The organism is Bradyrhizobium sp. ORS 111, from assembly GCF_045571485.1.
In the GTDB taxonomy this organism is placed as follows: domain Bacteria; phylum Pseudomonadota; class Alphaproteobacteria; order Rhizobiales; family Xanthobacteraceae; genus Bradyrhizobium.
In genome coordinates, this window is sequence record NZ_CP120701.1 from 7,805,456 (window position 1) to 7,821,276 (window position 15,821).

The 15,821-nt window shown below is 63.3% G+C and carries 11 protein-coding genes and 1 pseudogene; 6 read left to right on the forward strand and 6 right to left on the reverse strand.

Annotation, left to right across the window (positions count from 1 at the left end; genetic code table 11):
* Positions 1-164: 164 nt before the first annotated feature.
* A complete protein-coding gene (locus P6U30_RS36065; protein WP_407170627.1) occupies positions 165-950 on the reverse strand; it encodes a DUF3108 domain-containing protein in 786 nt (261 codons plus the stop codon).
* A 444-nt stretch (positions 951-1,394) separates the two neighbouring features.
* On the opposite strand from P6U30_RS36065, the gene rpmB reads away from it, so the two are divergent.
* The 4 genes from rpmB to P6U30_RS36085 all read left to right on the forward strand — a co-directional run bounded on the left by rpmB (position 1,395) and on the right by P6U30_RS36085 (position 5,701).
* Positions 1,395-1,703, forward strand: coding sequence for a 50S ribosomal protein L28 (rpmB, locus tag P6U30_RS36070; RefSeq protein WP_407167399.1), 309 nt, complete (start codon positions 1,395-1,397; stop codon positions 1,701-1,703).
* A 626-nt stretch (positions 1,704-2,329) separates the two neighbouring features.
* Complete coding sequence (locus P6U30_RS36075; protein ID WP_407167400.1) at positions 2,330-3,130, forward strand: hypothetical protein; 801 nt, start codon at positions 2,330-2,332, stop codon at positions 3,128-3,130.
* Between the two features lie 862 nt (positions 3,131-3,992).
* On the forward strand, positions 3,993-4,211 hold the full coding sequence (locus P6U30_RS36080) for a hypothetical protein (RefSeq protein WP_407167401.1): 219 nt from the start codon (positions 3,993-3,995) through the stop codon (positions 4,209-4,211).
* 284 nt (positions 4,212-4,495) lie between these two features.
* Positions 4,496-5,701 carry an ABC transporter substrate-binding protein gene (locus P6U30_RS36085; protein WP_407167402.1) on the forward strand — a complete coding sequence of 402 codons (1,206 nt, stop codon included), beginning with the start codon at positions 4,496-4,498 and terminating at the stop codon, positions 5,699-5,701.
* A gap of 250 nt (positions 5,702-5,951) precedes the next feature.
* Here P6U30_RS36085 and P6U30_RS36090 read toward each other — a convergent pair whose 3' ends face one another.
* The 4 genes and pseudogenes from P6U30_RS36090 to P6U30_RS36105 form a co-directional block, all read right to left on the reverse strand.
* Positions 5,952-6,914 (reverse strand): alpha/beta hydrolase, encoded by a 963-nt coding sequence (locus tag P6U30_RS36090; protein WP_407167403.1) that lies wholly within the window; start codon positions 6,912-6,914, stop codon positions 5,952-5,954.
* Positions 6,915-6,923: 9 nt separating this feature from the next.
* Positions 6,924-8,699, reverse strand: a complete 1,776-nt coding sequence (locus P6U30_RS36095) for an NAD(P)-binding domain-containing protein (RefSeq protein WP_407167404.1) — start codon at positions 8,697-8,699, stop codon at positions 6,924-6,926.
* Between the two features lie 176 nt (positions 8,700-8,875).
* Positions 8,876-9,059 (reverse strand): annotated as a pseudogene (locus tag P6U30_RS36100) (hypothetical protein); the annotation flags it as partial.
* A 101-nt stretch (positions 9,060-9,160) separates the two neighbouring features.
* Entirely contained in the window at positions 9,161-9,580 is a 420-nt protein-coding gene (locus tag P6U30_RS36105; protein WP_407167405.1) for a hypothetical protein, read from the reverse strand.
* Between the two features lie 236 nt (positions 9,581-9,816).
* On the opposite strand from P6U30_RS36105, the gene P6U30_RS36110 reads away from it, so the two are divergent.
* Together P6U30_RS36110 and P6U30_RS36115 are read left to right on the forward strand one after the other, a co-directional pair.
* Entirely contained in the window at positions 9,817-11,499 is a 1,683-nt protein-coding gene (locus P6U30_RS36110) for a phospholipase D-like domain-containing protein (RefSeq protein WP_407167406.1), read from the forward strand.
* 96 nt (positions 11,500-11,595) lie between these two features.
* Positions 11,596-13,863, forward strand: a complete 2,268-nt coding sequence (locus P6U30_RS36115; protein ID WP_407167407.1) for a DUF2235 domain-containing protein — start codon at positions 11,596-11,598, stop codon at positions 13,861-13,863.
* Positions 13,864-14,506: 643 nt separating this feature from the next.
* On the opposite strand, the gene P6U30_RS36120 is transcribed toward P6U30_RS36115, so the two are convergent.
* Entirely contained in the window at positions 14,507-15,607 is a 1,101-nt protein-coding gene (locus P6U30_RS36120) for an LLM class flavin-dependent oxidoreductase (protein ID WP_407167408.1), read from the reverse strand.
* Positions 15,608-15,821: the final 214 nt, after the last annotated feature.

A 15,821-nucleotide genomic window follows, 5' to 3' on the forward strand; every position in this document is an offset into this window, starting at 1 on the left:
GGCGCGAATCGCCTTCGGAACACCCTCTCCCCTTGTGGGAGAGGGTGGATTCGATGCGGAAGCATCGAAGCCGGGTGAGGGGTTTGTCTCCGCGGAGAGAACCCCTCATCCGGCGCGCATGTCATGCGCGCCACCTTCTCCCACAAGGGGAGAAGGTGAGTAGGCTACTGCGTCTTCGCCACGCGTGGCGGCGCGGCGGCGGTGACGAACGAGGTGGCCTCCAGCATCGCAGGGCCGAGCGGGGTCGGGATCGTCATGCGGAACGGCACCAGGATGCGCGTGCCGGCGATCGGCACCAGCGTGATCTCGATGTTGCGCTGGGCGGCGAGATATTTGATCACGGGGCGATCGGGGATGTAGCCCGCGATCGGCACGAAATAGATCGCGCAGACCAGCGCCGGGCCGTGATAGCCGCGCTCGGCCTTCACCGTCTCCAGCCGCTTGTAGTCCAGCTTCAGATCGTAACGCATGCGGCCGTCGAACACGCCGGCGGCGGTGCGGCAGCTATCCGGGCTCAACAGCTCGGTAGTCCCGGGGACGCGCAGCATCGAGCCGGTCATCGGATCGAACACGCCCTTCTTGTGCGCGTCGGTGACCGGGATGCGGTCGGCATCGACCGGCGGCACCGGCTCGATCGTGGCATCCTTGACGTTGCCGTTGGCGAGCACCATCCGGATCGTCTCTGACTTCTTCGAGGTCGAGGTGGTCGCGGTGTACGAGGTCGCCACCAGCGCGCCGTTGACGACGCGGCCCTGCGAGGCGCCGGTGCCGGTGCCGCCGGTGAACGCCTTCAGAAGCCCGGCGGTGCCGCCCTGGGCCGAGGCCGAGAACGCGTCGTCGCCGATTTCGATGGTCCAGGAGCCCTTGCCGACCGGGATGCCGGCGAGGGTGGCTTCATACTGCGCATCGAGCCGCCCCTGGGCCTTGGCGGCCTCGGGACCGAACAGCATGAATGCGCCGGCCAACAGGCCGAGCAGCCACCCGGAGGGCGGCAAAATGGCAATCGGGATAGTCACTTACCTGACGGTCCTGCTATCGGCGCTCGATCGTGTCATTTAGGCAGACAAATTGGCCAGACAACGCGTGTTTCCGCAAAAGAGGGCGCCGCCTTGCGCCCGAACACGCCTCGTCAAACCCGCGCGCGTCTTTATGGAACCAGAATTGCAGCCGAATACGCCCTTTATATGGTTGCCATCTCAGGCGTTAAGTGGCTGGAACGGCTTATGAACCGGCAATTTCCGGGGCGCCCATGCGGCAATACAATCTTGACGCTTGGGCCATCTGCCCCTATACACCCGCGGTTCCTGGAAAATGGACGCGAATTCAAAACCCCCGCGCGGGCCGTGTGATTGCACGCCCGATCAAGAGGCGGGGATGGAAAAGGATTTTGTAAGATGTCCCGGCGCTGCGAACTGACGGCCAAGGGCCCCCAGGTGGGCCACAAGGTGAGCCACTCGAACATCAAGACCAAGCGGCGCTTCCTGCCGAACCTGGCCAACATCACCTTCATCTCGGAGGCGCTCGGCCGCAACGTGCGCCTGCGCGTCTCGACCAGCGCGATCAAGAGCGTCGACCACAATGGCGGCCTCGACGCTTACCTGTTGAAGGCCAAGGCCGACGTGCTCTCGCCCCGCGCCCTCGAACTCAAGCGCGCGATCGAGAAGAAGGTCGGCAAGCCCGCGCCGGTGAAGCAGGCGAGCTGAGCGCGGCTAGACGCGGAATTCGCGGGAAGAGAGTTTTGAACGGCCGGGTCGAATGACCCGGCCGTTTTTTGTTTAAAGCCGCCTGATGAGATCCGCCGCGGCTTTTCATCTGGTTCAACTGGACTCTGAGAAAGGAAAACTCGCTATAGTTGTAGGATATGAGCTATCCAGTTCCAAACTCACCTGCCGACTTCGAAGACTTGGTTCGCGACCTTATTGGGCGCGAACTGAATATGCGCCTCGAGGCCTTTAGCGCAGCACCAGACGGAGGCACCGAAGGTCGGGATGCAAACGACCCTATGATAAGGACGCTCCAGGCCAAACACTCGCTGGCTCAACCCTATACTCACGACGGCAAGAGCTGCGGTGTCAGTACCTGATAACCTGATAATGTTCGCGAACCACCGTCACTGAACAACAACGCCAACGACTGACTTGAAATCCCGCAGCGCAGTCCAGGTCCCGCAGAAGCGCATCTTGCATTTCGTAAGGTATTGCTCAGGGAAGCGGTCCGAGCGTTGCTACAGGGCGAGACCGACGGCCCACATGACGTGAGAGCTTACATCAATGCAACGATCGGAGGGAGCGATTTTCGCACAACGACAGGCGCCGAACGTGGAGAGGCGATGGGACAAGCGAAACTAAGACAGAAAGCCTATGCTGATATTCTCGCCGGCCACCCAAGCTGCATCTATTGCGCTGGCGCAAGCGTGGCTACAACGATCGAGCATATGCCCCCGATCCAGATGTTCGAGGGGAGACAACGGCCGAAGGGACTTGAATATCCGGCCTGCACAAGCTGCAATAACGGAACGGGGCGGTCAGATTTAGTCGCTTCGATGCTCGCACGAGCTCTTACCAGCAAGGATACCGAAGTCCACCGCAGGGACCTACAGAAAGTCCTCTCGGCGGTGGCGAACAATGTCCCAGGCGTACTGCAAGAAATGCGGATCGCTCGAGGAGGGGAAAAACTTGCTCGAAAGCGGCACGGAATTCCGCCCGACATGCATCCGCTGCGAGTCGATGGTCCGCTGCTGACGCAGCACATCCTCATCTTCGCGGCAAAGCTCGGTTTCGCGCTCCACTACGAAACGACAGGAACGTGCATTCCGCTGGCCGGAGGCGTTCAAGTTATGTGGTTTTCTAACCTTCAGGCCATGAACGGAGCCATTCCACAGGAACTGTTCAACTTGCTGCCTGCTCCATCAACCCTTCAACAGGGGATAAAGAGCGTAGGAGATCAATTTCAATACGCTCTAGCGCAAGGCGAACAAGACCACTTACTATATTTTGCGTCATTCAATCGTTCGTTTGCCGTCGCAGGAATCACCGCGACAGATCGATCTATTTGGTTAGAAAGCTACGCCGATCGCTTTCCGATTTATGCGCCGGGCAGCTTCCGAAGTGCTGACGTCTGTAAGCAATGACTAGCTCTCCCTTTCACCACTCCACCGGTTGTAGCGCACCACGTGCGCAGCGTAATCTCCGGGTGCCCGAAAGCTGAGCGTGTGCGCTGGCGGCGCACGGCGGGGATTGCCCCGCAGTACCTGTGGTCCTACCCCCGTGCTTTCTTGTTGCACCGGGCCCATGGGTGCGGGTGCTGGCACCCGGCGTTCCCCGCGCCCACTGCTTCAACGCGAGGGTCCGAACTGCCGCAAAGCTCGGGCCGATCAGGTCGCGAGCGCGCATCTCTCTGCTGTCTGACATGTGAATCGACCTGAACCTGCGTGTCGCGGCGTCCCGTCGCTCGCGCGATGGAATTGACGAAGGATAGTTTGCTTCGAACCATCCGGCGCGGAGCAAGACAATCCATTGCGGAGACAAACGATAGATGGATTGTTCTTGCGAGTTCGCTTCCGCCTTCCAAGGCTACGGCGCGACGAGAGACGACTCGACGAGTCCGCCTACGTTGAGTCCTCAGCGAACAAGTCGGCGTGACGACAAGTCCGCTGCTGACAAGTCCCGCCATGGCGCTCGGAAGGGCATCTGGTGAAAGAAGGATTAACGAAAAACGCCTTTAGACAAAGAATATTTCCAACGTGAAGATTCGCATCACGCGCGCATGAGGCACATGCAAAACGCTGCGATCTCTTTCATAAATTTGTAGTCTAACCAGACGCCCAACCACGCTCGCGATTCGGCGCGGCACCTTCCGCAATACTAGCGGGACCGTGAAGAGGATCACGGTCGGCACAACTCATCGTGAGGCGCGTGCGCCGCACCCTTGGGAAGAAGCCGGGCCCCACCTAGATCGTAGCTCAAGAACGACCCACGCAAAGGAATTGGTAAATGCAACTTCGCGCATCCGACACGCGCGGAAGACTGGTGCCTGCGCTCGCGTCCGCCGCCGTGGCGGTGCTGGCAACGGCCGCCCTGTTCATCCTCGAATTCAACCCGCCCCGCAATGTGCGCGTGGGCGACCCCGGCATGATCACCACCGCCGCGGCCAGCCGCGCCGGCGCCATCGTGCTGCCGACTGATCCGGAGACGACGGGCGCCATCCGGTAAGACGAACTGCAACAACGTCGTCCCGGCCTGGTGCGCAATTGCGCACGGGGGCCGGGACGCATTATCCCGAATGCATCTGTGGCACGACGCTGGGGCCACATTCCGCATAACGGCAAACAGCGGTGGCTATGGGTCCCGGCCTGCGCCGGGACGACGGTCAATCTGAGCGGCACCACGCCGCATTTTCGCATCCCTGCCCCAGCTTCTCGCCACAAGCCTGATCCGCGCAGCCTGCGTAAGCTCTCCCTTGCGAACAACAATAAACGCAAAAGGGAGGCTCTCGAATGATGTGGAAGGCCATCACGGTCGCGGCGGCGATTGCGCTCGCGGCACAGGCGCAGGCTGCCGAGAAGAAATACGGCACCGGCGCCAGCGACACCGAGATCAAGCTCGGCCAGACCTCGCCATTCTCGGGCGCGGCGTCGGCCTACAGCGTGATCGCGAAGACGCAAGCCGCCTATTTCAGGATGATCAACGACCGGGGCGGCGTGAACGGGCGCAAGATCAACCTGATCACGCTCGACGACGGCTACTCGCCACCGAAGACGGTGGAGCAGACCCGCAAGCTGGTGGAGCAGGAGGAGGTCGCCGCGATCCTCAATCCGCTGGGCACCCCGACCGGCCTCGCGGTACGCAAATATCTCAACGACAAGAAGGTGCCGCAGCTCTTCGTCGGCGCCGGCGCCACGCTGTGGGGCGACTACGCGCATTATCCGTGGACGATCGGCTTCCAGCCGTCGTACCAGGCCGAGACCGCGGTCTATGCGAAATATGTGCTGGCCAACAAGCCGGACGCGAGAATCGCGCTGTTCTACCAGAACGACGACGCCGGCAAGGACTATGGCAACGGCTTCAAGAAGGGGCTGGGGCCGGAGAACACCGCGAAGATGGTGGTGGCGGAAGCGACCTATGAATCGACCGACCCAACAGTCGACAGCCAGATCGTGAAGCTGAAATCCTCCGGCGCCAACGTGCTGTTCATGCACGCGATCCCCAAGCAGGCGGCACAGGCGATCAAGAAGATCGGCGAGATCGGCTGGAAGCCCGACATGTTCTTCCTTGCGGCGACCTCGACCTCGGTATCCTCCGTGCTGAAGCCCGCGGGCTTCGAATACTCCAAGGGCATCATCTCGTCCTACTCGCTGAAGGATCCCAACGATCCGCAGTGGAAGGACGATAAAGACGTGATCGCCTGGCAGGAGTTCATGAAGACATACTTCCCGGACGGCAATCTGCAGGACCAGCTCATCGTCTACGGCTATGTGGTGGCGGAGGCGACCGTGCAGGTGCTGAAGCAGTGCGGCGACGACCTGACCCACGAGAACATCATGAAGCAGGCCGCCAACCTCGACACCACGCTGCCGATGCTGCTGCCCGGCATCAAGATCAAGACCTCGCCGACCGACTACTTCCCGATTCAGGCGATGCGGCTGCAGAAGTTCAACGGCGAGACCTGGGAGCTGTTCGGCGACACCATCGGGAATGATTGAGGGGGAGCGATTTAAGGCTGGCCCCTCCACATCGTCGTCCCGGCGCAGGCCGGGACCCATTACCCCGACCGGATGGTGTGGCGCGACGCCGGGGCCACAGCCCGTTGCAACAACAGGCTGCAGTGGTTATGGGTCCCGGCTCGCGCTTCGCTTGGCCGGGACGACGCGGAGGCTACACTCCCCCTTATCAACAACGGCCGGGACGACGCGGAGGCTACACCCCCCAACAGCGGCCGGGACGGCGGGAGGGTTACGCCCCCTTCTCCAGCAGAAGCTTGAAATCGGCCCGCGCGCGGCGCGCTTCGGCGCGGGCGGCGTCCGATGCGTCGCCGAGGCCGAAATAGCCGTGGATCAGGCCTTCGCCGGAGTGATAGGCGACCGGCACACCTGCAGCCTGCAACGCCTTGGCATAGGCGTGGCCCTCGTCGCGCAGCGGGTCGAACCAGGCTGTCGTAACCACGGCCGGCGCGACGCCCTTGAGGCTCGTCGCGCGCAGCGGCGAGACCCGCCAGTCGGTGGCGTCGGCCTTGTCGGCGAGATAGTGCCCGCAGAACCACTCCATCACCGCACGCGACAGGAAATAGCCTTCCGCATTTTCGGCGCGCGACGGAAACCTGGCATTCTCCGCGGCATCGGCGAAATTGCCGACGACATCGGTGACGGGATAGACCAGCAATTGCCCGGCGAGCTTGATGCCGGCATCGCGGCAGGCAAGCGCAGTGGTCGCGGCGAGATTGCCGCCGGCGGAATCGCCGGCGACGCCGACGCGCTGCGGATCCCCGCCGAATTCACCGAGCCGCGCGATCACGTCGCGAACAGCGGCGAACGCATCCTCGAACGCGCCGGGAAAGCGCGTCTCCGGCGGACGGCGGTAATCCACCGAGACCACAACGGCGCCCGTCTCGATCACCAGGTTGCGCGCTTGGCGGTCATGCGTCTCGAGATCGCCGGCCACCCAGCCGCCGCCATGAAAGAAGATCACGGTCGGCGCCCTGCCGCTGCCATTGCGATAAAGTCGCGCAGCGAGCTTGCCCGTTGCGCCCCCGACCTCGATGTCGCGCGCCACATCGACCGGCGGCGGCGGCACCGCCGCGCGCTGCGCCGCCAGCGCTCGCAGCGAATCGCGCGCGCTCTGCGGCGTCATGGTGGCGGGGTCGCGCAGCGGCAGCAGCGGAATGATCTTCTCAATGACGGGATCGAGGGGCAGTGGCATTGATGTCCTTCAGGTCAGGTGCTTGGAAAGGGTACCGGCCTCGATCGCGGCGATTTGCAGCGCGATGAAGCGGCTATAGATGCGGGCTTGCGAGAACGCGCCGCCGGTGAACCAGAGGCCGGGCTGACCCGTGCGCGTCCACATGTTGCGGAGCTCCTGCGTCGTATCGTCGAAGCCCCAGACGCGGCCGACGCGCCTTGCGACGTCGTCGCCGAACAGCTTTGCGAGCAGATGATCGAGGCCCTTGTAGCCGGTCGCGAGCACGAACAGCTCGGCGTTCAATTGAGAGCCGTCCTTCAGCGCGAGACCATCGGCGGTGAAGCCTGCGATGTCGGCGGCCTGGATCAGGCGGATCTTGCCGTCGGCGATCAATTCGGAGCAACCGACGTTGAAATAGTAGCCGCCGCCGCGCGAGCGGAATTTCAATGGCCAGCCGGTGCCGTCCTCGCCGAATTCGAGCCGGAAGCCGGCGCGCTCCAGCCGCGACAGCAACGGCGCATCGAGCCGCTTCACCTCGTCGGTGATGAGCTTGTGCGCGATCTTCATCACCGGCAACGGAACGCCGGAATTGAGGATGTCGCGCACCTCGATCGGCGGGCCGTCGCCGAGATAGGTCCTGTCGTAGAGCTGCGCCGGCTCGACGTTGACGACCATGGTCGGGCTGCGCTGCACCATGGTGACGTCGGCGCCCACGGCGTGCAGCTCCTGGCAGATGTCATGCGCGCTGGTGCCGGTGCCGAACACGACAACCGACCGATCCGACCATTCGCGGCCGGCTGCAAATTTACTGGAATGCAGCACCCGGCCCTTGAATTGCTCGATGCCGGGAATCTCAGGGTTGTTCGGCGTGCCGCTGACGCTGGTTGCGAGCACGATGTGCTTCGGATGCAGCGTGCGCGTGTGCTCCGCGCGCTGCAGCGTCACCGTCCAGCGTTGCGTGGTCTCGTCATAGGCGGCGCCTTCGAACGCAGTCTCGGTCCAGAAATCGAGCTCCATGATGTCGACATAGCTTTCCAGCCAGTTCGCGATCTTGTCCTTCGGGATGTAGTCCGGAAAGGTCTGTGGGAACGGCAGATAGCGGAAGTGGTTGACCGGCGTCTTGTTGTGCAGCTTCAGCCCGCGATAGCGCAGCCGCCAATTGTCGCCGATGCGCCGCGCGCGATCGACGATCAGCACGTCGAGCCCGATCCGCTTGCACTCGGTGGCGGCCGCGATGCCGGCATGGCCGCCGCCGACGATCAGTACGTCGGGCTCGCGATCGGCGTACGCGCGCGCGACCTGCCGCTGCTCGATCCAGTCGGGCGCGGCGAAGTCGCGGGCATGGATGCCGTCGGCTGCTCTTGCGCTACCAGCGTCGCAGATCGAATCGAAGTCGAGCATGGTCGAGAACGTCCACGCCACGGAATGTCCGTTGGCACCGGGCAGCAGACGAACAGCGCCGGTGCCGGGGCCATGCGAGGTGTCGAAGGTGAAGACGGCCTCGATCACTTCCCGTCCAGCCACGACGGCGCGCCGCGGTATCAACGCCCTGTCGTCGATGCGAAATCCCGTGGCGCGGACTTTGCCGGCGCGCTGCGAGAGTTCAGCGGCGACACTGTGCCGGCCGCTGAAGGTCGCGAACAGCCAGGAGATCCCGAAGAGGTTGCGCCAATGGCCGTCGGGCGCGAACAGCACGGCGAGATCGTCAGCAGAGCCTGTGGCGAGCGCGCCGTTGAGGGCGGCGATCCAGTCGGCCGCGACGATGTCGGGCGTTTCCTCTTGAGCCGGCTTCAGTTTGTCCAGCATGGTCGTGCTTTCTTGAGGAGCAGTTGCCAGCCATCTGACAACATGCTCTCGGAAAGCACAACCGTCATGCGACGTGTTGCTGCAGCGGCTCCGCCTCGGCTGGCGGCGCGGCAGTATCGGCGGGCGTAGCCGCGAGGTGGTTGGCGAGCGCGGCGGCGTCGCCGACGGCGAGACCACTCATCGGCGATTTTGGCGAAGCGCTTGGCGCGGCCCCCTGATCGTGATGAAGCCGTGCGCATCAACCGTGACGATGTCGCCGGTGTCGTGCCAACCCGCGGCGAGATGCTCCGACACGCCGGGATGTTCCGCGCAGAGATAATCGAGCATAACGTTCGGGACGCGCACCGAGAGACATCCGCCGGGCGGTCCTGATGCGCGCTTGAGCAACGCTCAAGCTTCGGCCGCGAAGATGGACATCGGATCAAGAACGCCAGGCGTTCCAAATAGCGTGCAAGCGAAGGTCACGCGCGCGTGCGCGTGATCGCGCCGGCGACGATCTGCATGGCGACGCCGAGAACCCAACCGACCATGACCGTGGCGGTCCAGGCGATATGCGGCTCGCCGTGCAACACGATCACCCCGACCGAGAAGAATGCCACCAATGTCGCAAGGAAAGTTCCGACCGCGCTGAGGAACTCTGCCGCGTCGATCTTGCGCGGCGATTTGCCATTCCCGGCGCCAAAGGCAAGCTGCGGCGTGTCGATGCCAAGATAGAAGCCGATGGCGCCGCAGAGCATCATGACGAGCAGGAACGCCTGCGAGGTCAGCACCGATACGCTGGAGCCGACATGGACCGCCACGAACAGGCCGCTCGCCGCCCCCGCCATGGCGAGGCCGAGCCGTTCCAGGATATGAGCAAATTTTCGCACGCGGGCCCGCATCGTGGTGCCCTCATCGGTTGCAGCCGCAAAGCTAGGCCGTTTCGCCGGGTCTTGAAAGCCGCAGTCGGCTCACATGAGCGCGACTTCGCCTGACCGCAATCTGTGATCCAGCCGACAGACACGGTTGCAGTTCAACTGTCATACTTCTCAAGGCTGCGGCACGGCGACCGGGGCAATCCGACGCGTCCAATTCATATTGACGAGATATTTCTCGACAGCGATTCGGAGGCATCATCATGATTTCAAGAATTCAGGCTTTTCCAACCACCGACGGCATCTTCGTGGTCTGGGAGGTGTCGGCAATGATTCCGAACTGCCTCGGCTTTGCGCTGTATCGCCAGCAGAAGGGCAAGAGCGCGAGCGTCGTCGACACCTGGGTCGGCTTCGAGGACCAGGCGCAAGGCCACAAGAACGGGGAGCATCGGCCCAGCACCGAATGGCCGGTGCAGAAGACAAGCTGGACCGATTTCCTGGCCCCGAGCGACGCGCCGGTTCGCTACGGCGTGGTCCCGGTCCTCAAGGACGGCGACAGCAAGGTGAAGCCCGCGGCCAACGCGCCGTCGACATGGAGCGACTATGTCTCCGCCATGCCGACGGGTCCGCTGAAGCCGTGGTTCAACCGCGGCACGATCTCGGCGCAATGGCTGTCGCGCGTGATCGGCCAGGACCGCACGCCGGCGCAAACCCTGGACAAGGCGATCTCGACCAAGGGCAACAAGATTCGCGACTTCCTCAAAGGGCAGCTCGGCGCCCGCCTGCTCGCGCTGCTGGCCGACGCCAGGACAAAGAAGCGCGACGTCTATCTCGCGCTGTACGAGCTCAACGATCCCGAACTGATCGCCGCGCTGACCGCGCTGAAGGGCAGGGCCCATGTCGTGCTCGGCAACAGCACCGGCAAGTCCGACGCCACGGCAAAGGACACCGAGAAGAACGCCGGTGTGCTGAAGAAGGCCGGCGTCGACATCGTCCGCCGCAAGATTGCGCCGAGCCGCTACGCCCACAACAAGTTCGCGGTGTTCTGCGACGGCGCGCAGAAGCCGCAGGTGGTCTGGACCGGCAGCACCAACTGGACGCGCACCGGGCTTTGCACCCAGAACAACAACGGGCTTGAGATTACCGACGATGAGATCGCCGCCGCCTATCACGATCATTGGAAGATGATCTATGCGGACGGCAGCAAGTCTCCGAGGGAATTGGCGACGGCGGGCGATCGAGACTGGCCCTTCACCATCGGCAAGTCCGATATCAGCGTCTGGTTCACGCCGACCACCAAGAGCGGTGATCTCAAGGAAGCCACCCGGATGATCGAGGGCGCCGAGCACGGCGTGCTGTGCCTGATGCTCAATCCGGGCAACAAGGGCTTGCTCGGCCCGATCCTGGAGAAGGCACAGGACAAGAACCTCTATGTGCGCGGCGTGCTCAACAATTTTCCGGCACAGGGCAAGGACAGCCCGAAGGATCAACTGCACCTCTTGACCAGTGACGGTCAACAGCAGGTCTTCAAGGGCAAGCAGATCGCCGACGTGATCCGGCCGGCCGGTATCAACAAGACCGCGGACTGGTGGCAACGCGAGATCAAGAACACCGGCAAGTTCATGATCGCCGTGCACAGCAAGGTGATCGTGCTTGATCCGGCCGGCAAGACCCCGGTGGTGATGACCGGCTCGCACAATTTCAGCGACCGCGCCAGCACCAAGAACGACGACAATCTCGTAATTGTCAAAGGCGATTCGCAACTGGCGCTGACTTATGCCGCGCGCATCATCAGCATCTACGGCCAGTATCGCTGGCAGGCCTGGCGAAATACGCCGGAGGGGCAGAAGGACAAGGGGTTGAAGCGCAGCGATACATGGCTGAGCAGCCGCATCGGCAAAGGATGGGCCGAAACCGAGACGCGGTTCTGGCTTGGCACGACGTGACCGTGCATTGTTGCGATCGGCCGACGCGGAGCGCAGGACGGTTTTGGCCGTCCCGCGCGACCTGTTGGTTCAGTTCTTGTCAACGAGCACATTTCGATGGCTAGTCCCAAGATCATCATTCTGTCTGACGGCACCGGAAATGCCGCCTCCAGCGTCTGGCGGACCAATGTGTGGCGGGTCTTTCAGGCACTCGACCTGCAAAGCAATTGCCAGGCCGCCAAATATGATGACGGCGTCGGCACCTCATCCTTCGTTCCGCTTGCCATTCTTGGCGGCGCCTTCGGCTACGGCCTCAAGCGCAATATCCTGGACGCGTACAAGTTCATCTGCCGCAACTACGACCATCAGGATCATTCGAAGATATACCTGTTCGGATTCAGCCGCGGCGCGTTCGCCGTGCGCGTGCTTGCCGCGCTGATCCTCGATCAAGGCCTAGTCGTCGCCGACACCGAATCCGAGTTGCACGACGGTGCGGTGAAAGCCTACCGCGCCTATCGCGCCAAGGGTTACCACTCGGTGTGGCGCATCGAGGTGCTGTTCCGGGCCATTCGCGACTACATCCTCGTGCCGGTGCTGGACCGCCTGAAGGGCAACAAGCCGTATGCACGGATCGCGCGGAAGCCGGTTCCGGCGATCGAATTCATCGGCATCTGGGATACCGTCGCGGCTTACGGCCTTCCCATCGACGAGATGACCCGCGGCATCAGCAACTGGGTGTGGCCGCTCGAATTGCCGAACCGGATTCTCAGCCCACGCGTCAAGTGCGCGCGGCACGCGCTGGCCCTCGACGACGAACGCACGACCTTCCACCCGGTGCTTTGGACCGAGCACGAGCCGGGGCAACCCCCGCCGCCCGTGCCGGCGACCATCGATGGCGAGCGCCTGGTCCAGGTCTGGTTCGTCGGCATGCATGCCAATGTCGGCGGCGGCTACCCCGACGATGCCGTCGCGTTCGTGCCGCTGGCGTGGCTGGTCGACGAAGCCGTCAAGCGCGGTCTCGTCTTCAAGAGCGCGCCCGTCGCCGACCCCGATGCGATCAGATCGATCAGGTCTTCAGAGGACAAGGACGGCCGCCTGTACGATTCGCGCGCCGGGCTCGGCGCGTACTACCGATACGGTCCGCGCAAGGTCGCTGATCTCTGCGACGACCCTCACGTCGGCGTCTTCGTGCCGATGCCGAAGATCCACGAAAGCGTGTTCGAGCGGATCGACAGCGGCTGCAATGCCTACGCTCCGATCGGGCTTCCGCCCAATTATGTCATCGTGTCCCGAAGCGGACAGATCACGCCGCTGGGCTCCGCAACGTTTGAAACCCCGGCCAGTGCGCCGGCACGACATGCGGCCCAGGAGAAGCTCTGGAACTACGTCTGGATGCGCCGGATTGCGTACTTCGCCACGCTGGCAGCGTCGCTGCACCTGGCAGCGTTCTGGCTGTTCCACAACCAGCACAAGGAGCACGAGTTCGACTCCCATTTCAGGATGGTTTCCGAGCTGGTGCGCTTCGTCGAATCGTTCCTTCCCAGTTCGCTTCATTGGTGGACCGATTGGTACGCGGGCAACCCGGAATGGTTCGCCGGCGGCATCATCGCCCTCATCGTGCTGATGACGGTCGGCAGCGCGCTCAGTGCGACGATCAGTGACAAGATGCGGATCATCTGGCGCGACCGCGCCAAGCCGGCCGCACTCTCCGGGATCGTGCACGACGCGATCTACGCGTTCCGCACCAGCGCGATCTATCAGTGGGTCCTCAACGTCGGGAAACGACACGTCGTTCCGTTCGTGCTCACCGCCGCCCTGGTCTGGTACGGCGCAACGCTGCTCAGCCATTTTCTGTTCAACGCGGCGGACTCGATGGGTGCATTCTGCCGGGGGACGGCGGCCGACAAGCTTGTCGCCGTCGACAAAGGCATCCCGCAAGATGCTGCCGACTTCGATACGAGCGCGATCTGCGCGCCGACCGGGCTCGCGGTGCGCACCGGCTTCAGGTACGAAATCGCGATCACCATGACGGATCCCTGGGAGGACGACGAACGGTCGGTGACGCCGGTCGGATACCGGACGTCCACCAGCGAGCCCTCGAAACGCTGGCGCGGATACGCGACGATCTTCCTGCGGCGCATCCTGTTCCGTCCGTGGTACAGACTGATCGCGCGCGTCGGACAAACCGGGGTCGATGAATATTTTCTGGACCCCGCGCCTGTGCCGAGCACCGACCCGCAAGTCTATAAGGCAAGGTTCACGGCCGACCGCAGCGGCGAGATCTTCCTCTATGTCAACGAGGCCGTTATCGGACTGCCGGGGCTCTCCAACTGGTTCTATGGAGATCACAAGGGCAAGGCGAAGGTAACGGTGAAGTTGCTGTGACGTGGCGCTGCCCGCGTCGCGCCGGCGTGGCTGGACCGCCAACACAGCGCGGGGCAGCAGGCACCGCCCCGCACCTTTCTTAGAGCATGATGGGATTAGGTTGACCTGAAAGCAACGTCGGAGGTCACCTCTCCCTTGGGAGAGGTCGATTTGCGCAGCAAATCGGGTGAGGGGTTACGGTCTATCGAGGGCGCAAGGCCCCTCACCCGGATTGCTTCGGACGATGCTCCGCATCGCCGAGCGCAACCCGACCTCTCCCCGTCGGGGAGAGGTGGACAGAAGCTGCTGCGAGTCGATTCGCCCCAATCTCATTGTGACGTGGCGCTGCCCGCATCGCGCCGCCGTGGTTGGACCACTAACATACAGCGCGGGGCAGCAGACACCGCCCCGCACCCTTCTTAGAGCATGATGGATTAGGTTGACCTGAAAGCAGCGTCGAAGGTCACCTCTCCCTTGGGAGAGGTCGATTTGCGCAGCAAATCGGGTGAGGGGTTACGGTCTATCGAGAGCGCAAGGCCCCTCACCCGGATTGCTCCGGACGATGCTCCGCATCGCCGACCGCAATCCGACCTCTCCCCGTCGGGGAGAGGTGGACAGGAGCTGCTGCGAGTCGATTCGACCCAATCTCGTCGCGCTTTACCCCTTACGCCGCGCGACCGAGCGAGGCGTCGAGATGCTTCAGCCGCGGCATCACCTCGTTCTTGAGCAATTCCAGCGAGCGCCGCCAGGCCTCCGGCTTGTGCTTGTAGTCGAAGCCGAACACCGACAGCACGCCGAAGCCGCCGACCTCCTGATAGATCTTCTCGATCTTCTCGGTGACGGTCGCCGGCGAGCCGACGATCCAATTCCGGCGCGCGCAATATTCAACCGTAACGTCGCTGTCGGGCACGTCGGGCGCGTGCTTCAGATAGTCCTTGAAGCCGAAATGACCGAGCAACGGCAGGAAGTATTCGCTCATCATCCGGCCCATCATGTCGCCGACCGAAAGCTTCCAGGCCTCCTCGTCGGTGTCGGCGACGAACACCTCGCGCACCATTCGCCAGTCCTTGCGGCTCGGCTTGCGGCCGGTCTTGGCGGCGCCGGCCTCGACCGACTCCCAGTGGCTGCCGACATAGGCCGGGTTGAGGTTGAGGCTCATCGGGATGAAGCCGCGCTCGCCGGCGAGCTTCAGCGTATCTGAGTTCTTCGACAGGCCGGCAACCCCGATCGGCGGATACGGCGCCTGCACCGGCTTGATGTGCGGCTTGAGGAAGTCGAACATCGTGTCCGGCTTGGTCACCGTCCAGTACTTGCCCTTGTGGGTCCACGGCGCCGGATCGGTCCACATCTTCAGGATGATCTCGAGCGCCTCGCGGGTCATGTCGCGGTTCTGGCCCGACATGCCGTCGACATTGAACATCGCCCAGTCGCTCGGCAGGCCGCTCGCGGCGACGCCGAAGTTGAGCCGTCCGTTCGACAGGTGATCGAGCACCGCGACGCGGTTGGCGAGCTCGGCGGGGTGATGATAGGGCAGCAGGAAGCCGCCGGGCCCGATGCGGATGGTCTTGGTCTGCAAGAGCGCCTGCGCGATCAACAGGTCGGGCGACGGATGCGGCTCCCACGGCGCGGTATGATGCTCGCCGATCCAGGCCTCCTGATAGCCGAGCTCATCGAGCCAGCGCAGCGTCTGCAGGTCCCAATCGTGGCCCTCCTTCAATCCGCACTCCGGCGGATGCGAGGGCATCGCGAAGTATCCGAGTTCCATAAGGGCTCCTCTCCTCGTTGTTCTCCGCGTGTCTTGCGCACGCGATCGAAGAGTACCTCCTTTGGTTGCGGCCGCAACATGGCTTTGATGCCAAGCGGGGCCCTGCATCGGTTGAGCAGCCCGGATGGAGCGGAGCGCGATCCGGGTGGATCTCGCAGCCTGCACCGCGGTCCTGGATTTCGCTTCGCTTGATCCGGGCTACTCAGCGTTGAAA